The sequence below is a fragment of the Bradyrhizobium sp. I1.14.4 genome (genome assembly GCF_050435825.1).
In the GTDB taxonomy this organism is placed as follows: Bacteria; Pseudomonadota; Alphaproteobacteria; order Rhizobiales; family Xanthobacteraceae; genus Bradyrhizobium.
In genome coordinates, this window is sequence record NZ_JBNDLA010000034.1 from 12,635 (window position 1) to 27,289 (window position 14,655).

14 protein-coding genes are annotated in these 14,655 nt (G+C 59.5%); 8 read left to right on the forward strand and 6 right to left on the reverse strand.

The features are described from left to right. Positions 1-500: 500 nt before the first annotated feature. The 6 genes from ABIB78_RS35195 to ABIB78_RS35220 form a co-directional block, all read right to left on the reverse strand. Positions 501-1,259: a hemerythrin domain-containing protein gene (locus ABIB78_RS35195; protein ID WP_429033312.1), complete on the reverse strand. Its 759-nt coding sequence runs from the start codon at positions 1,257-1,259 to the stop codon at positions 501-503. A 34-nt stretch (positions 1,260-1,293) separates the two neighbouring features. Beyond that, complete coding sequence (locus ABIB78_RS35200; protein ID WP_429033313.1) at positions 1,294-1,887, reverse strand: helix-turn-helix domain-containing protein; 594 nt, start codon at positions 1,885-1,887, stop codon at positions 1,294-1,296. A gap of 954 nt (positions 1,888-2,841) precedes the next feature. Beyond that, positions 2,842-3,675, reverse strand: coding sequence for a universal stress protein (locus ABIB78_RS35205; protein ID WP_429033316.1), 834 nt, complete (start codon positions 3,673-3,675; stop codon positions 2,842-2,844). A 1,130-nt stretch (positions 3,676-4,805) separates the two neighbouring features. Then, positions 4,806-5,411: a response regulator FixJ gene (gene fixJ / locus ABIB78_RS35210; protein WP_429033319.1), complete on the reverse strand. Its 606-nt coding sequence runs from the start codon at positions 5,409-5,411 to the stop codon at positions 4,806-4,808. Then, on the reverse strand, positions 5,408-6,838 hold the full coding sequence (locus ABIB78_RS35215) for a PAS domain S-box protein (RefSeq protein WP_429033321.1): 1,431 nt from the start codon (positions 6,836-6,838) through the stop codon (positions 5,408-5,410). Before ABIB78_RS35215 ends, fixJ begins: the two co-directional genes overlap by 4 nt. A 340-nt stretch (positions 6,839-7,178) precedes the next feature. Next, a complete protein-coding gene (locus ABIB78_RS35220) occupies positions 7,179-7,520 on the reverse strand; it encodes a hypothetical protein (RefSeq protein ID WP_429033324.1) in 342 nt (113 codons plus the stop codon). A gap of 538 nt (positions 7,521-8,058) precedes the next feature. Here ABIB78_RS35220 and ABIB78_RS35225 point away from each other — a divergent pair. From ABIB78_RS35225 to ccoG, 8 genes are all read left to right on the forward strand, one after another. Then, the gene (locus tag ABIB78_RS35225) at positions 8,059-8,328 is read left to right on the forward strand and encodes a hypothetical protein (RefSeq protein WP_429033325.1); all 270 of its coding nucleotides are present in this window, start codon (positions 8,059-8,061) and stop codon (positions 8,326-8,328) included. Positions 8,329-8,577: 249 nt separating this feature from the next. Further along, positions 8,578-8,796: a hypothetical protein gene (locus tag ABIB78_RS35230; protein ID WP_429033328.1), complete on the forward strand. Its 219-nt coding sequence runs from the start codon at positions 8,578-8,580 to the stop codon at positions 8,794-8,796. Between the two features lie 420 nt (positions 8,797-9,216). Then, positions 9,217-9,573: a hypothetical protein gene (locus ABIB78_RS35235; protein ID WP_429033331.1), complete on the forward strand. Its 357-nt coding sequence runs from the start codon at positions 9,217-9,219 to the stop codon at positions 9,571-9,573. A gap of 68 nt (positions 9,574-9,641) precedes the next feature. Next, on the forward strand, positions 9,642-11,294 hold the full coding sequence (ccoN, locus tag ABIB78_RS35240; RefSeq protein WP_429033423.1) for a cytochrome-c oxidase, cbb3-type subunit I: 1,653 nt from the start codon (positions 9,642-9,644) through the stop codon (positions 11,292-11,294). 8 nt (positions 11,295-11,302) lie between these two features. Then, positions 11,303-12,037 (forward strand): cytochrome-c oxidase, cbb3-type subunit II, encoded by a 735-nt coding sequence (ccoO, locus tag ABIB78_RS35245; RefSeq protein ID WP_429033334.1) that lies wholly within the window; start codon positions 11,303-11,305, stop codon positions 12,035-12,037. A gap of 14 nt (positions 12,038-12,051) precedes the next feature. Continuing rightward, positions 12,052-12,216, forward strand: a complete 165-nt coding sequence (locus ABIB78_RS35250; RefSeq protein ID WP_429033336.1) for a cbb3-type cytochrome c oxidase subunit 3 — start codon at positions 12,052-12,054, stop codon at positions 12,214-12,216. A gap of 6 nt (positions 12,217-12,222) precedes the next feature. Continuing rightward, a complete protein-coding gene (ccoP, locus tag ABIB78_RS35255; protein WP_429033339.1) occupies positions 12,223-13,095 on the forward strand; it encodes a cytochrome-c oxidase, cbb3-type subunit III in 873 nt (290 codons plus the stop codon). Positions 13,096-13,172: 77 nt separating this feature from the next. Further along, positions 13,173-14,642: a cytochrome c oxidase accessory protein CcoG gene (ccoG, locus tag ABIB78_RS35260; RefSeq protein WP_429033341.1), complete on the forward strand. Its 1,470-nt coding sequence runs from the start codon at positions 13,173-13,175 to the stop codon at positions 14,640-14,642. The last annotated feature ends 13 nt before the right edge of the window (positions 14,643-14,655 follow it).

Genomic DNA, 14,655 nt, shown 5'->3' on the forward strand with positions numbered 1-14,655 from the left:
GCTCGTCGTGCTCGACTCGCGCCAGCATTGGGCGAGGCGAACGAAGCAGCAAGCGGTGTCGATGTCGAAGGTGACGTCCTGCGCCCTGGTGTTCGTGCCGAAAGTTCCGGCTTGGCGGCCGCTCGCAGTTGGCGTGCGACGAGCCGAACCGGCTCCGGGCGGATGATTGAGACCGTGCCGGGCGGGGCTTGAGGAGGGGAGTATTTCGCCGCATCCGGCGTGGCCGCAATCGTCTGTCCTCATCGGTCGCCATGAGACGCGCCCGTTCGCGCGATATCAATGCGGTGTGGGCCGAGCCTGCCATCCCTGGCGACGATCACCCCGGAACCAGAGACCCGAGGCAGGTTCGGCGATGCCGTTTGCGCCGGCAATTGAAGCGAGCGATCATCGAGCGCACAAGTCATCCTGACGCTTCGGCAGCCTGCGAGCCGGCGAAGCATCGCCATCCTCATTTCGACAGGATGAGCATGACGTCCACTTGCCTCCTCAAACGGCAGCGATCAATACGGGCCATCCGTCGCGGCGCCGTGTCGCGGGTTGCCGGCCATTGCGGACGAAAACGCGACTGAGCTCCGTTCGGCTTCAGCTTCTTGTTCCAATTGTAGAATATGCGCTCTTAGCGCATCGGAAGTCGCTTCCGCTGTCTCGCTGAATAGCGGATCTCCATGATCGGTGAGGGCGGAAGCGACTTCGGTCCAATCATGAGCCGATAGAGCCTCAAGGGCGGCGGGGAAGAAGTCTCGTTCTTCCCGCATCATGTGGTGCCGCTCGCGTGCTATAAAGTCGCGTACGATGGTGCCGACATCTTGCCGAAGGACTTCACGATTCGCCAGGACGCCATCAATGGCGCGAGAGCACTGGTGCAAACGGTCAATGACTTCTTGGTGCTCATGCGCGAGATCGCCGACCATTGCAGCCGCATCCGGATCGCGCGTCTTGAGCTTGGAAAAAATCAAGTCTTCCTGAGGATGATGGTACATCTCCGGGTAAACCTCGAAGTAGCTGATAATCGCGCGGATCACCTCATAGTCCGGACGAATCCCATGCTCAAAAATCTCCAATTCGCGTTGAAGGGCGACCAGAAGCAGATCAATATTGCGATGCTCTCGAAGCAAAAGATCGATGATCATTGCGGTGCTCCATGGAGGAACAATGTAAGCTAGAAGCGATTCTGTCATTTGTGCCAGATCGCCGAAGCTGAAGTTCGATGTCTTTCGCCGCAATTTGCCGGCGCTGCTTGGCGCACGGAAGTTGCGCATTTCGCCCCCGTGCCTGGAGCTGGGGCAAATCGCCCTAGCCAAAGTTCTGCCCAAAGCGGTTGGACAATTTGTCCTTGCGGAGCTCGACCCGGCGCGAGGTCGGCAGGGCGATCGCGCCATTCTGCTCAAGTTGAGTAAAGGTGCGCGACACCGTCTCAATCGTCAAGCCAAGGTAATCTGCAACATCCTGCCGTGACATGGGCAGTTCGATGGCAGCATTCTTCGAAGCCCGGCGAGACATATCGAGCAGGAACGCGATGACCCGCTCTTCTGCGCTGCTGATCAGGAGCATGTGACGCTGCTGGAAGCGGCGCAGCTCGAGCGCCATCGCGTCCCAGAGCTGCCTTGTGAGTTCCCTTTCGTGACTGGCGCGAAAAATGAGAGTGGAGCGCTTCACCATCAGCAGGTGCGTCTCGCAGATCGCCTCGGCTGAAGAGATATGGCTTCCTTCGGCCTCAAAGCCGAAGATGTCGCCGGGCAGATAAAACGCACCGATCTGACGACGTCCGTCCTCCAGAATCCTGTAGGTTCGCACAGCACCCGACACCACCTGATGCAGATATTCGGCAGCCTCGTCCTCTCCGTATATCTCGCTATTGCGCGTGAACCGCATCGGTGTCGCAATCATACCAAACGGTCCACAACTGTGAGGTTGCCCACGCAAGACGCTATTCGGATGGTGGCTGGTCTCAGTAAAACTGGCGGCCTGGGCGTGCATGGCGGACCCTCTCTTGCGAACGTCGATGGGACGCAGATTGATCGCTGCTGACAAACTGTGAAATCCGGATGTTTTACCTAAGTAGAAACCACTACGTATTTACACGTAGGTCCATGAGGAGGCCGTCTTGAACGAGGGCGGCGCGGCTCCCTGGTTGCTCGAACATACTCAAATCAGATCAGGCGACCTTTGGATCGGAAGTTGCATGCTGACTGGTCGGCCGCGCCCATGGAGACAATCGAAAGCGCACTGCCGCACCCGTGAAGAACTCCAGCCAGGGCGAAACGCTGTCGTCTACCGCCACTTTCAGCTCGCCGCAGGAAGTGTCCATCGGACACCATAGCTCTGATCCCCGTCAACACCGGTCGGCCACAGAGGTGACGAGGCGGATCATCCCGATCGATGTACGCCGGGCGACCTGGACGACGTGCCCGGTCACCATCTGCTATGTGCGCATATGGACCGACTTGGAGAGCGATCATAGAGCTCGGCTCGCACGTGATATTGACCTGGCTCAATAGCTGGCCTTACGGCTCTCCAGCAATTTTAGAAACCGGAGGAAATCGTGATCTGGCCTGGCCTGAAGCTGAGCTCGGGCATCGTCGGATGGCCGGTGACAGACTGTCCGCGAGCAGTTCATGTAGCATCTCGACCAGTAGAGCGGGTGCAGCGTTCGGAGCCGTGGCGCTCGACGCCCGGCTCGGCCGCACCTCGTCGATGGAGCGACGGAGGGACGCATGAGAGCCTCGACAGGGGGCGCTCCTGTTCCTGATCGCGCGGATGGGCTCGCCATGACGCCGATCGCGACGGCGTTCCGACGCATGCTGGCGGGATGGCGACATGTCGCACGTACAATTCGTGCCCTCAGTGCGACATCAGGACCGGGATGTTGATCGTACGAAGCATATGCCCGGCGGCGGCGCCGAGCAGCTTTTCCTGCAGCTGAGAGCGACCGTATCCCCCCATCACCAGCAGGTCGAGGCTTTCGTCGGCCGCAAGCGACAGGAGGGCGCGCTGCGCTGACCCAGATGTCGGAAGTGACACGACCTTTGCAGGGAGTTTTGACTTTGCAAGGTACTCTCCCAGATAGGCAGTGGAACTTTCCGCCGGGACCTTGTCCGGAGCGGTGGTCGCGATGATGGTGAGGGCATTGGCTTTGCACAAAAGCGGCATCGCGTCGTGCAACGCGCGGGCCGCACGGCGGCTGCCGTCCCAGCAAATCCCTACCCGTCTGATCGAAAAAGCGCCGTGGAAGATATGTGGCAGGTACAGAACAGGCCCACCAGCCTGGAAAAGGATCTCCCTGGGAATCAGATTATCGTAACTGTCGTAGCCGCTCTGGGGCTGTGTGACGATGGTCATGTCGTGGACTCGCGCGCTGGCGCAGATGATCCGGCGCGCCTCGGCGGGAATCGCGCTCAGCGCGCGGCTCGCGTAGGAAATGGCGGCATTCCGTGCCTGCAGATCGAAGACACGAAGTGCCGCTTCGGCCCGCTCCAACGCACGCGCCTGCTCGACTTCGAAAACAGAAGTGACTGCCGCCACGCCGAGGGCAAGGAGCTGAGTGTTGGTTCTCTCGTAACCGATCGCCACAACGTCAAGATGCGCGTCGGTGCTCAGTGCGAAGGAAATCGAACCGTTGACCACAGCCCGCACCGGGAGCTCCGTGGGAAGATGCACCAATATGTTCCCAAACATTGCCGTTCTCCGAAGTGAAAGACCTGCTGCTGTCGGGGCACAAATCCAGGCCGGCAATTGATCTGATTCATATGCCGCGTTGAATTTTCTTGAGCACGATCAACTGGCAAGGAGCAGTTCTCGCGATGGTCCGTAGCAGGAATCAGCGTCGCCTGTGTTGCATCGGTGATGTTAGCCGCGGTGCTGCAGGATTCGTGCCCAGCCATTTTGGTGCGATACCAGCGCGGCGATTGGGTTGGCGATTGGATCGCGGAGGCCGTCCATTCCTCACCATGCCCGGTTTGACATTCTTCATGTCCTGGCAAACCAGGCCTGCTGGAGGAACAACGAGCCAGCAACCGAAGGTCATGCAAGGCCTCGTTCGCCGCGTGCGCCGGATTGTTGAACTGCGGCTGGAAACTCGATCAGCGCGGCTCGCCGGTGATTGATGAAAACGGCCGGCAGTCCCGTCGGGTTCGTTTCGGATCGTGATTCCTCCTGTCGCTGGATCAGTCCTGTCGTCGCCGGGAGTGTTTTTTCCGCAGCGCCGGTACTCGTCCTCATCTCGAGCGAAGCGGACCCAAAGATAAGCCTACTCCGCGCCGTCGGACAAGTCGTGGCTCTATGCACCGCGGCAGGCATGCTACAGCCGAACTGAGGCGTGAGGATTTTGGCGTGCTGCACGGAGGCAGCACCTGCGGCCGAGGCGGTATGAGACACCTCCGTGACGATCCGCTCAAGGACTGTCAGGTCAGATAGTTGGATGACAAGCTCGGCCACCTTAACATTGAACCACCCGCAAACACATGGAGGTAGTAAACCTATGGAGGTAATAAACACATGGAGGATATGAAGCCGTGGAGGTGAGAGAGCCAAAAAACGGGGCACGGATGACCTAGAATGCATACGCAGTCTCTCTCGGGAGACGTTCCGTGACCCTAAGGGAGCGGAGTTCACCGTTGGAAGATTGACGAAGGAGATGGCGCTTGCCCACACTCAAGAATCGTCAGTTTTCACAATCAGATCCCCTTCCAATTGTGGACCGATGTGCTTGCTGAAAGCGACGAACGTCGCTCCTACACTGACAAGTGGATTTTCGACCGCGCAGCTTGAATGCCTGATTACGCCATTCCGCGCCGCTTGCGATGCTGCTAGAATCCGGCGGAGATGGCGATCCGCATCAACTCGGACATGCTGCGGACATTGGTCTTGGCCATGAGGTTCGCGCGGTAAACCTCGACCGTCCGGGGGCTGATGCCAAGATCATGGGCGATCACCTTATTGATCTTGCCGGCTAGCAGTCCCTGCAAGACGTCACGCTCACGCGATGAGAGGTCCGCGAGGCGGGCTTCCGCCTGCAGTTTCGCTGCGTCATCCGCTGGCTTCGTTGGTCGCGCTTCCAGGGCACTATTGATCGCACGCAATAGCACCTCGTCCTCGAACGGCTTCTCGATGAAGTCGGCCGCGCCCGCTTTCATCGCTTCAACTGCGAGCGATACGTCGCCATGACCAGTAATCAGGACGACGGGACAGTCGACGAGATCGGCGTTGAGTTTGCAGACCAGTTCGAGGCCGCTCATGCCCGGCATGCGGATGTCTGATACAATGCAGTCAACCGGACCGCTCGCGACGTCACTGAGAAACGCGGTCGCCGTCTCATAGGTTGCGACGTAGAAACCGCCAACATCAAGCAGAAACGCGAGCGAGTCCCGCATCGCGGCGTCATCGTCGATCACAAGAATGCGACGCCCGATCATGCTTCTTCATTAACCTCCGCAAATGGCAAGGTAAACTGAAAGACCGTGCCGCCGCCCGGATTCGCTTCCGCGACGATGTGGCCGCCATGAGACCCGATGATCGTCCGGCAGATTGATAGTCCCACACCCATGCCATGCTCTTTGGTCGTGACAAAGGGCTCGAACAGGCGGTCGGCGATATCAGGGCTGATGCCGGGGCCCGTATCAGCAACGGTAAACCTGGCGAGGCCATCGACCTTGGCAACTCCGACGGTTAATTCGCGACGCGGGCAGCAAGCCATCGCCTCGATTGCGTTGCGTATCAGGTTCAGCGCGACTTGCTGGATCTGGATCTTGTCGACGATGATCGATGGCAGATCGCGATCGCTGCGGATAGCCACCCGTACGCCTTGCTCCCTGGCGCCGAGCAGGGCCAGAGCTACAGCCTCTTCAAGGAGCGTGAGTGGATTCTCCACCGTGTGCTGCGTCTCGCCTTTGGCAACGAAGTCTCGCAGGCGCTTGATGATATCGCCGGCGCGCAGAGCTTGTTGGGCGGCATGTTCGAGGGCATCACCAATGCGGTTGGCGTCCGGCTTGTCTGACGACAGCAGAGCCTTTGCGCCGCGCATGTAGTTTGTAATTGCGGAGAGCGGCTGGTTGATCTCATGGGCGATAGACGATGCCATCTCACCCATGGCGGTCAGCCGTGACACGTGCACGAGCTCGGATTGCAGTTCTTGCAGTCGCCGTTCCTGCGCCCGCCGTTCGGTGAGATCTCGGATGAAGCCGGTAAAGAAACGTTCGCCGCGCACTTTGGCGTCACCGACGGCAAGCTCCATCGGAAAAGTCGAGCCGTCGCTCCGCTCGCCGACCACGATGCGGCCGATGCCGATGATGCGCCGCTCGCCGCTCGTCAGATAACGTTCGATGTAGCGGTCGTGCTCGGCGCGGTATGGCTGCGGCATCAACCTGGATACATTCGCTCCGACCACTTCGTCCGGAGCCCAACCAAATAAACGCACTGCCGCGGCGCTGAACGAGCGAATGATGCCCTTCTCGTCAATCACGATCATGGCTTCCGGCACGGTGTCCAGGATCGACTGCAGATGGGCTTGCCGATACCGCGCCCGCTCTGATTCCCGCCGCAGCCGATCGCCCATGAAGCCGAGGAGGGGACCAAGTACCGCGAATCCCGCGATATCGATCATGTTTGCGGAATCGGTGATGAGGCATCGCCCAAGAAATGCTGCGCTGATGATGAGGCAGAGCAGCGTAGCGAAATTGGCCGGTCCACGGCCAGCGGCGAAAGCGGCAAAAACCACGACCGGGAGGTAGATGATCGTGAACGTGCGGTCCTGAAGATACGGATTTAGCGCCGCGCGCAGCACGAGGGCCAGCGCGGCGGCTGTCGCGGCAGTGCCATAGCGGTACCAGATGTGATCGGACATATTTGCCGGCGGATCCTCTTATTCGATCGACTCTACATCGTTGTTCATGGGAGGCCATCGGAGTAGCCGCATATCAGTTTACGCCAATGTGTGGTGCAGGATGGTCGCCGCTATCCGGGCCAGATGCGCCAGTGCGTGGGCTGCACAGCGACATGTTCCCCGGTCTTGGGCCTGATCCAGCCGCCGAATATCCGGCGGCAGGGAAAGACCAGCCGGTGAATGGTATTACCCTCGATCACGGCAATCTCCAGGTCCCGGTCAAAGGGCGCCGTTTCGATCCGCTCCCAGGTCAGGTTGCCAATAGATCCTGGAGGGTGTTCATCGCCGCGGGCTGACAAATTCAGGCAACCTTCCGAACACTACCGACCAGATCGCTTCGCCGCTGCGCGAACAGGCTCAGCCCAATATTGCCCAAGCGGCGCATGATCTCGATCGCGCCAGTTGCGGTCCGGGTGCTTTGGGTCGTGGCGCCGCCGAAGCTGTCGTGCTGGGACATGATCCGCTCGCCAATCGAACTATCAGGACTGGCGCTGCGAAACAACTCCCGGGATGCGCTCGAGTCGATCCGGACCAGCTCAAGCCGGCGCCGGTTGGTATCTGCTGCTGTTGTACAGAAGCCGGACTGGACTACCGCTCCCGCAATCGCGCCCGCGGCGGGACAAGTGTCGCCGTGGTCTGTCATGTCGAACATCCTTCGTTAGTCGGAAGTCTCCCTGTCCCACGGCGTCAGCGTGGAGCGTTGGGGGTTGATGGCGTCAACTGCGCGAGCCTGGCGGCGTCTCCAGGCGAGAACCGGGGCGACCTCGGTATTCGCTTGATGTCATTCGGATGGACTGGCTGCGCTCGGCCCGAGCTTCGCGCCGATCCGCTGGCCGATGAAGTGGCCGGCATCACAAGCGGCGCAGGTTATCGGGTGCAGCTCGGGGGTGTCCCGCAGCAGTCTTTTAACCCAATCGCGGGTATTGGGACACGAAAAGATGATGGAGCGCCGCCTCTCTCTGTCTGCCATGCGTCTGACCTTGACTGGAAGGTCGTTTCTATCCGCAAGCCGTGGCCGCAGTATTGATGCAAGTCAAAAAAACTGATGCGCGCCCAGAACGGCCCGGGGCGAGCGACCGCTGCGAGCGGGTTGCAGGTAACCTGTACCAACCCGGGTAATTCGCCAGGGCCGCGTGTCGGTCGCTGCACGCCAGCGCGTAGCCGGGTTGATGGAAATCAAAATGCACGACACGCAGTTGTGCGAATATTGGGACGCACCGCACGCGCATTGGGCCATGACAACGTGTCATCAATGCTGCGAGAGCCGCGAAGGAGGTGGTAAATTGATTGCTCGCCTCACATTGTCGTTGGTCTTGCCGGGGCTGATCGCGGCCATATGCTTTGGCGCTGAAGTGTTAAACCTTGGGCTTGTCGAAACTTTGGCTGCGACTGGCCTGATCATCGGCTTTGCCGTTGAGTCCGCGCCTCAACTCGTTCGGTCCAGCGCATGAGCAGACGAAAAGCTGCTGTTCCTGAGCCACTTCAAACAGAGTGTGATCCGCCAAACCTGGACGGATAGCGATTGCAAATTCTGCAGGACAAAAAGAGCGCTCGCATCACGCTGCCCAGTCTCGACTTTATCTCGACGAACGGAGCAGACAATCTCTTCGGGATGGCGCTTGAGACAGATCAAATACTCTCCTGGCGCGAATGGCAGAATGGGGGATAAGCAGACGCAGACGCAGAGGAAGAGGGGTCTCATGCCTTCATTTAGCGTTCGGTTCATCAAGACCGTTTGTGACGATACCGGTTACGAGCATCGTGCCTGTCAGGCAGCGTTCAGGGTGGATGCCGCCTCGCTGAGTTCTGCTGCACAGCAGGCAGAGACCGATTTCTGCAAGCAAAAAGGTGTCCGCGATTGGACCATCTTCGCCGATGCGATGGAGCTTCGAACCCCGCCTGCATTGCCGCCGGCATAGGGTGGTTAGCCTGAGTTCAGCTAGGGTAGTCCGCGAATCTTGATCGCGGGGACAGTCTGCAAATCCAGGTGCGATCCTGGAACACATCTTCCGTGCTTCGGTTCGAGAGAACAGCTCGCGACATTGCCGCCAACTGAGCAGGCCCCCTGTTGTCCGCGACATCAGAGCGGACCTCGCCCGACATTTGGCGGCCTGCGGTTCTGCGGGCTCGTTGCAGCGCACCGCCGAGCCTCGTCCGGGCAGGGCGATCCGGATCGAACGATTTGCTCCCACAGACGGGTCTTATTTGATGCATGTCAAAAACAAGTCTGCGTCCGGCAGCTATGGCTGCTTCGAGGGGTATAACACATGGTTAGCCAATCTGCGTATATCGGTGGCCCGTGGGGGGTCAGGAACCTGCTCAGCCGGTTACGAGCGAGCATGTCCCGGACAGCCGAACTGGCCTATTTGAGCCCGCAGGACATCGACGCGATCGCACGTGAGCTTAACCTGTCCACGTCCGACTTTCGAAGAATGGCGCAAAGTCCGGGTTCTCCTGAACTCTTAAGCAAGCGTCTCACACTTGCCGGCTTTTCGGAGAATACGCTTGCCACCTGCCATGGAGACGTATTGCGCGATCTGCAGCGGGTATGCGGCCTGTGTCAGGCCAAGACCCGCTGCGCCGCCGACCTCGAGCGGCATAAGTCTGTAGATCCCCTCAAAGGCTGCCCCAACGAACAAACCCTGCGCGCGCTCGCTCGTGAGATCGACAGCGTCCCGCAGCGTTTTCGCGATTGATCGCGCTCAATGTTTCCGTCGCCGGAAAATGTGATTCCCGAGCAAGCCGCTTTCAACAAGGCCAAGACATGACAAGCCCATCCCCCGCCTCGAAATCCATGACGATGGGTGAAGCAGGCCTGATGTCGGTATTCGCTGTTTCTGCCTACGTCTTCTTCTTCGCAGGGGCGATGGGGCACGATTCTGCGTTTAGCTTCCACGCATTGCTCGCTTCCGCCGCCAGTCTGGCGGCCGCAGCCGTCATCCTCAATCGCTACTATGAACGCCCGGCGCAATTGCCGCCGGCGGAGATCAAAGGCCGGCCGAATTACAATCTCGCTCCGATCAAATTCGCCTCGGTGATGGCGATGTTCTGGGGCATCGCAGGCTTTTCTGTCGGTGTTTTCATCGCGTCACAACTTGCCTGGCCCGCACTCAATTTCGATCTGCCTTGGACGAGCTTCGGCCGCCTCCGCCCACTGCATACATCGGCCGTCATCTTTGCGTTTGGCGGAAACGTGCTTATCGCGACCTCCTTCTTTGTCGTGCAGAAGACCTGCCGCAGGCGCCTCGCTGGCGATCTTGCGCCGTGGTTCGTGGTGGTTGGCTATAATTTTTTCATCCTGATCGCAGGCACCGGCTATCTGTTCGGCGCCACCCAGTCGAAGGAATACGCCGAGCCGGAGTGGTACGCCGATCTCTGGCTCACTATCGTCTGGGTCACTTACCTCATTGTGTTCCTGGCGACACTGGTGAAAAGGAAGGAGCCGCATATTTTCGTCGCCAATTGGTTCTATCTCGCTTTTATAGTGACCATTGCGGTGCTCCACCTTGGCAACAATCCCGCATTACCGGTCTCCGTGTTCGGCTCGAAGTCCTACATCGCCTGGGGCGGCGTGCAGGACGCCATGTTTCAGTGGTGGTACGGCCACAACGCAGTCGGTTTCTTCCTGACCGCCGGCTTCCTGGCGATCATGTACTACTTCATTCCGAAGAGAGCCGGGCGCCCGGTCTATTCCTACCGCCTCTCGATCATCCATTTCTGGGCGCTGATCTTCCTCTACATCTGGGCGGGCCCACACCATCTACATTATACGGCGCTGCCGGATTGGACGCAGACCCTGGGCATGACGTTCTCGATCATGCTGTGGATGCCCTCATGGGGCGGCATGATCAACGGCCTGATGACGCTCTCGGGTGCGTGGGACAAGCTGCGGACAGACCCGGTGCTCCGCATGCTCGTGGTCTCGGTTGCCTTTTATGGCATGGCGACGTTTGAGGGCCCCACCATGGCAATCAAGGTCGTCAATTCGCTCAGTCATTACACGGATTGGACCGTCGGCCACGTGCATTCTGGCGCGCTGGGCTGGGTCGGCTTCGTATCATTCGGCGCGCTCTATTGTCTGATTCCCTGGCTTTGGAATCGCCAGCTGTATAGCCTCAAGCTCGTCAACTGGCACTTCTGGATCGCCTCGATCGGGATCGTGCTCTACATCTCCGCGATGTGGGTGTCCGGCATCCTGCAGGGCCTGATGTGGCGCGCTTACACCTCGCTTGGTTTCCTCGAATACTCGTTCATCGAGTCGGTCGAGGCTATGCATCCCTTCTACATCATCCGTGCCGCGGGGGGCGCAATGTTCCTGATTGGTGCGCTGATCATGGCCGCCAATCTTTGGATGACGGTAAATGCAAAGGAAACCGATCAAATCCAGGACACTGGAGCGCTCCAAGTCGCGGAATAGGTCATCGCATGTCTCTCTGGAACCGACACAAGATCTTTGAGAAGAACTCGATTATCCTGATCGCAGGGATCCTTGCCGTGATAGCGGTCGGGGGGCTGGTCGAGATCACGCCGTTGTTCTACCTCAAGAGTACGATCGAGGCGGTAGACGGCGTGCGGCCGTATACGCCGCTCGAGCTTGCGGGCCGCAACATCTATGTACGTGAGGGGTGCTATCTGTGTCACTCGCAGATGATCCGGCCATTGCGTGACGAGGTCGAGCGCTACGGACATTACTCGCTCGCCGCTGAGAGCATGTATGATCACCCGTTTCAATGGGGTTCGAAGCGTACCGGCCCGGACCTCGCACGCGTCGGCGCGAAATATTCCGATGAATGGCACGTCACGCATCTGATCAATCCGCGCGCCATCGTGCCGCAGTCGGTGATGCCCGGATATCCGTCGCTGGCGCACACCGAGCTCGACCTGACCGACATGGTCGCACATCTGCGCACCAGCCGGGCGGTCGGTGTCCCCTATACTGAGGAGCAGATTAAAAACGCCATCGCCGACTTGAAAACCCAGCTCGATCCTGACAGCGCGGACCTCGCCTCGTTCCAGAAGCGCTATCCCAAGGCGGCTGTCCGCAACTTCGACGGGAGGGTTGGCAATCCGACCGAACTCGATGCGCTCGTCGCCTACCTGCAGATGCTCGGCACGCTGATCGATTTCAAGCTCTACGACGAAAAAGCCAATCTGCGCTGAAGGAGGATCATGTGATGAAAGCCGTCATTTCCATCGAGAGCCTCGCGTCAAGCTTCATCGTGACCCTCTGGACGCCGCTGTTCGTCACCATCTTCATAACCATCGTCGTTTATGCACTCTGGCCCCGCAACAAGAGGCGTTTTGATTCTGCGGCGCGCATGCCGCTGCGTCGGGATTGACAGATCATGACGGACCAAGACGACTTCGATCGCATCTCCGGCCGCTCCACCACGGGACACGAATGGGATGGCATAAAGGAGCTCAATACGCCGCTGCCCCGCTGGTGGATTCTGACGTTTTACGCCACGATCCTTTGGGCGATGGGCTATTGGGCAGTTTATCCAGCCTGGCCGCTCCTCTCTGGCTACACGACCGGCGTGTTTCATTATTCGACGCGCGCCAGCGTCGTCAACGACCTTGCCGGCCTCGAGAAACTGCGGGGCGAGAAGATGGCGGTGCTCGGCAACGCGTCTCTTGCAGAGATCGAGGGGGATCCGGCTCTGCTGGCACTGGCCCGCGCCCGCGGCAAGACGGTATTCGCGGACAATTGCGCGCCATGCCATGGGAGCGGCGGCGCTGGTGCCAAAGGCTATCCCAATCTCAACGACGATGACTGGTTGTGGGGCGGATCGCTTGACCAGATCCTGCAGACCATCCAGTTCGGCGCACGTTCCGGGCATGCCCAGGCGCATGAGGGACAAATGCCGGCCTTCGGCCGCGATGGCATCCTCAAGAGAGATGAGATCGTCACGGTAGCGAATTACGTGCGATCGCTGTCAGGCCTGTCAACAGCGGCGAATTTCGATGCTGCAGCCGGCACAAGGATCTTTGCCGAGAATTGCGCGGTCTGCCATGGCGAGAACGCCAAAGGCAATCAAGCACTCGGCGCGCCGAATCTGACGGACCACATTTGGTTGTACGGCTCGGACGAGGAGACGCTGGTCGAGACCATCAGCTATGGTCGCGCCGGCATCATGCCGGCCTGGAGCGGGCGGCTCGATCCCATCACAATCAAGGCACTTGCCGTCTACGTGCATTCGCTTGGTGGCGGACAATAGGCGAGATGAGCCGAGAAGCCCAGGGGCCCATTGACCTAGCTCTACGTCAGTCACCTGCGCCAGATGTAAGGTCGGCCATGAAGCTCGTCGTGAACAAGACCGTTTCGCGCGATGACCTGCCGGTCGGCGAGGACGAGCGTCTTTATACAGCTCATAAGAAGGTCTATCCGCAGAGCGTCTGCGGCACTTTCCGCGCGATCAAATGGCGGCTGATGGCGGTGTGTCTGGGCATCTACTATCTGCTGCCGTTCGTGCGCTGGCGTCGTGGCTTAGGCGCTCCCGACCAGGCGGTGTTGCTCGACTTCCCGAACCGGCGATTCTACTTTTTCTTCATCGAGCTGTGGCCGCAGGAGCTTTATTACTTCACCGGGTTGCTCGTGCTTGCCGCCCTGGCACTGTTCTTGATGAACGCGCTGGGCGGACGGATTTGGTGCGGCTATCTTTGTCCGCAAACGGCCTGGACCGACCTGTTCTATGCGGTAGAGCGATGGGTCGAGGGCGACCGTCGCGCGCGGCTGAAGGCCGCCGCACGGCCAATGACAGTGAGGATCGCGGCAAGGCGCGTGCTGAAGCACGCGATCTGGCTGATGATCGCTTGGTGGACCGGTGGTGCCTGGGTGCTCTACTTCGCCGACGCGCATACATTGGTGCGCGATCTGGCAACCTTCCAGGCGCCCGCGGTCGCCTATATCTGGATCGGAATCCTGACTGCTTCGACGTACCTATTGGCCGGCTACATGCGCGAGCAAGTTTGCGTTTATATGTGCCCCTGGCCGCGCATCCAGGCTGCGCTCACCGACGAGTGGGCGCTCAATGTCACCTACAAATACGATCGTGGCGAGCAGCGCTGCTCATTGAAGAAATCGTTCGATCTGCGCGCGCGCGGCGAAAAGATCGGAGACTGCATCGATTGCAATCAATGCGCGGCAGTCTGCCCGACCGGAATTGATATCCGCAATGGCGCCCAGCTCGGCTGCATCCAGTGCGGGCTGTGCATCGATGCCTGCGATGCCGTCATGAAGAAGATCGGGCGCAAAACCCGCCTGATCGGTTACGACAACGACATCAATATCCGGCGCCGCATGGAAGGCAAGTCGGAGGTCTTCAAGCCCGTACGCCCGCGCACGATCGTCTATGCGTCTTTGATCTCGCTCGTCTGCGCGATCATGCTCTATGGGCTGTTGTCGAGAACGCTACTCGATCTCAGCGTGCTGCACGATCGCAATCCTGTGGCGGTCAGGCTCCGCGATGGTTCGATTCGCAACGGCTACACGGTGCGCTTGCTCAACAAGCGTGCCTTCGACCGTGTCATCGCGATCGACATCGATGGGCCGCCCCGAACGTCCGTCCACGTCGTCGGCGTAGATTCGGTGACGGTGGAACGACCGACGATTGTCTTGGCTCGCGATACCACTACAGAATTGCGCATATTGGTGACTGCACCGGCCGACGACAAGTCGGAACGGTCAATGCCGGTGAGGTTTCGGGTCACCGACATTGGCCTTGGCGAGGCCGCCTCCGCAACGGATCATTTTGTCCTGCCCTAAAGGCCACTAAACG

Excerpts from the sequence above, each read along its gene's own strand:
- ABIB78_RS35250 (WP_429033336.1), top strand. The coding sequence starts at position 12,052 with ATGAAAGCCGTCATTTCCATCGAGAGCCTCGCGTCAAGCTTCATCGTG.
- ABIB78_RS35220 (WP_429033324.1), bottom strand. The coding sequence starts at position 7,520 with ATGACAGACCACGGCGACACTTGTCCCGCCGCGGGCGCGATTGCGGGA.
- ccoO (WP_429033334.1), top strand. The coding sequence starts at position 11,303 with ATGTCTCTCTGGAACCGACACAAGATCTTTGAGAAGAACTCGATTATC.
- ccoG (WP_429033341.1), top strand. The coding sequence starts at position 13,173 with ATGAAGCTCGTCGTGAACAAGACCGTTTCGCGCGATGACCTGCCGGTC.
- ccoP (WP_429033339.1), top strand. The coding sequence starts at position 12,223 with ATGACGGACCAAGACGACTTCGATCGCATCTCCGGCCGCTCCACCACG.
- ABIB78_RS35225 (WP_429033325.1), top strand. The coding sequence starts at position 8,059 with ATGCACGACACGCAGTTGTGCGAATATTGGGACGCACCGCACGCGCAT.
- ccoN (WP_429033423.1), top strand. The coding sequence starts at position 9,642 with ATGACAAGCCCATCCCCCGCCTCGAAATCCATGACGATGGGTGAAGCA.
- ABIB78_RS35235 (WP_429033331.1), top strand. The coding sequence starts at position 9,217 with ATGTCCCGGACAGCCGAACTGGCCTATTTGAGCCCGCAGGACATCGAC.
- ABIB78_RS35195 (WP_429033312.1), bottom strand. The coding sequence starts at position 1,259 with ATGCGCAACTTCCGTGCGCCAAGCAGCGCCGGCAAATTGCGGCGAAAG.
- ABIB78_RS35230 (WP_429033328.1), top strand. The coding sequence starts at position 8,578 with ATGCCTTCATTTAGCGTTCGGTTCATCAAGACCGTTTGTGACGATACC.
- ABIB78_RS35205 (WP_429033316.1), bottom strand. The coding sequence starts at position 3,675 with ATGTTTGGGAACATATTGGTGCATCTTCCCACGGAGCTCCCGGTGCGG.
- ABIB78_RS35215 (WP_429033321.1), bottom strand. The coding sequence starts at position 6,838 with ATGTCCGATCACATCTGGTACCGCTATGGCACTGCCGCGACAGCCGCC.
- fixJ (WP_429033319.1), bottom strand. The coding sequence starts at position 5,411 with ATGATCGGGCGTCGCATTCTTGTGATCGACGATGACGCCGCGATGCGG.
- ABIB78_RS35200 (WP_429033313.1), bottom strand. The coding sequence starts at position 1,887 with ATGATTGCGACACCGATGCGGTTCACGCGCAATAGCGAGATATACGGA.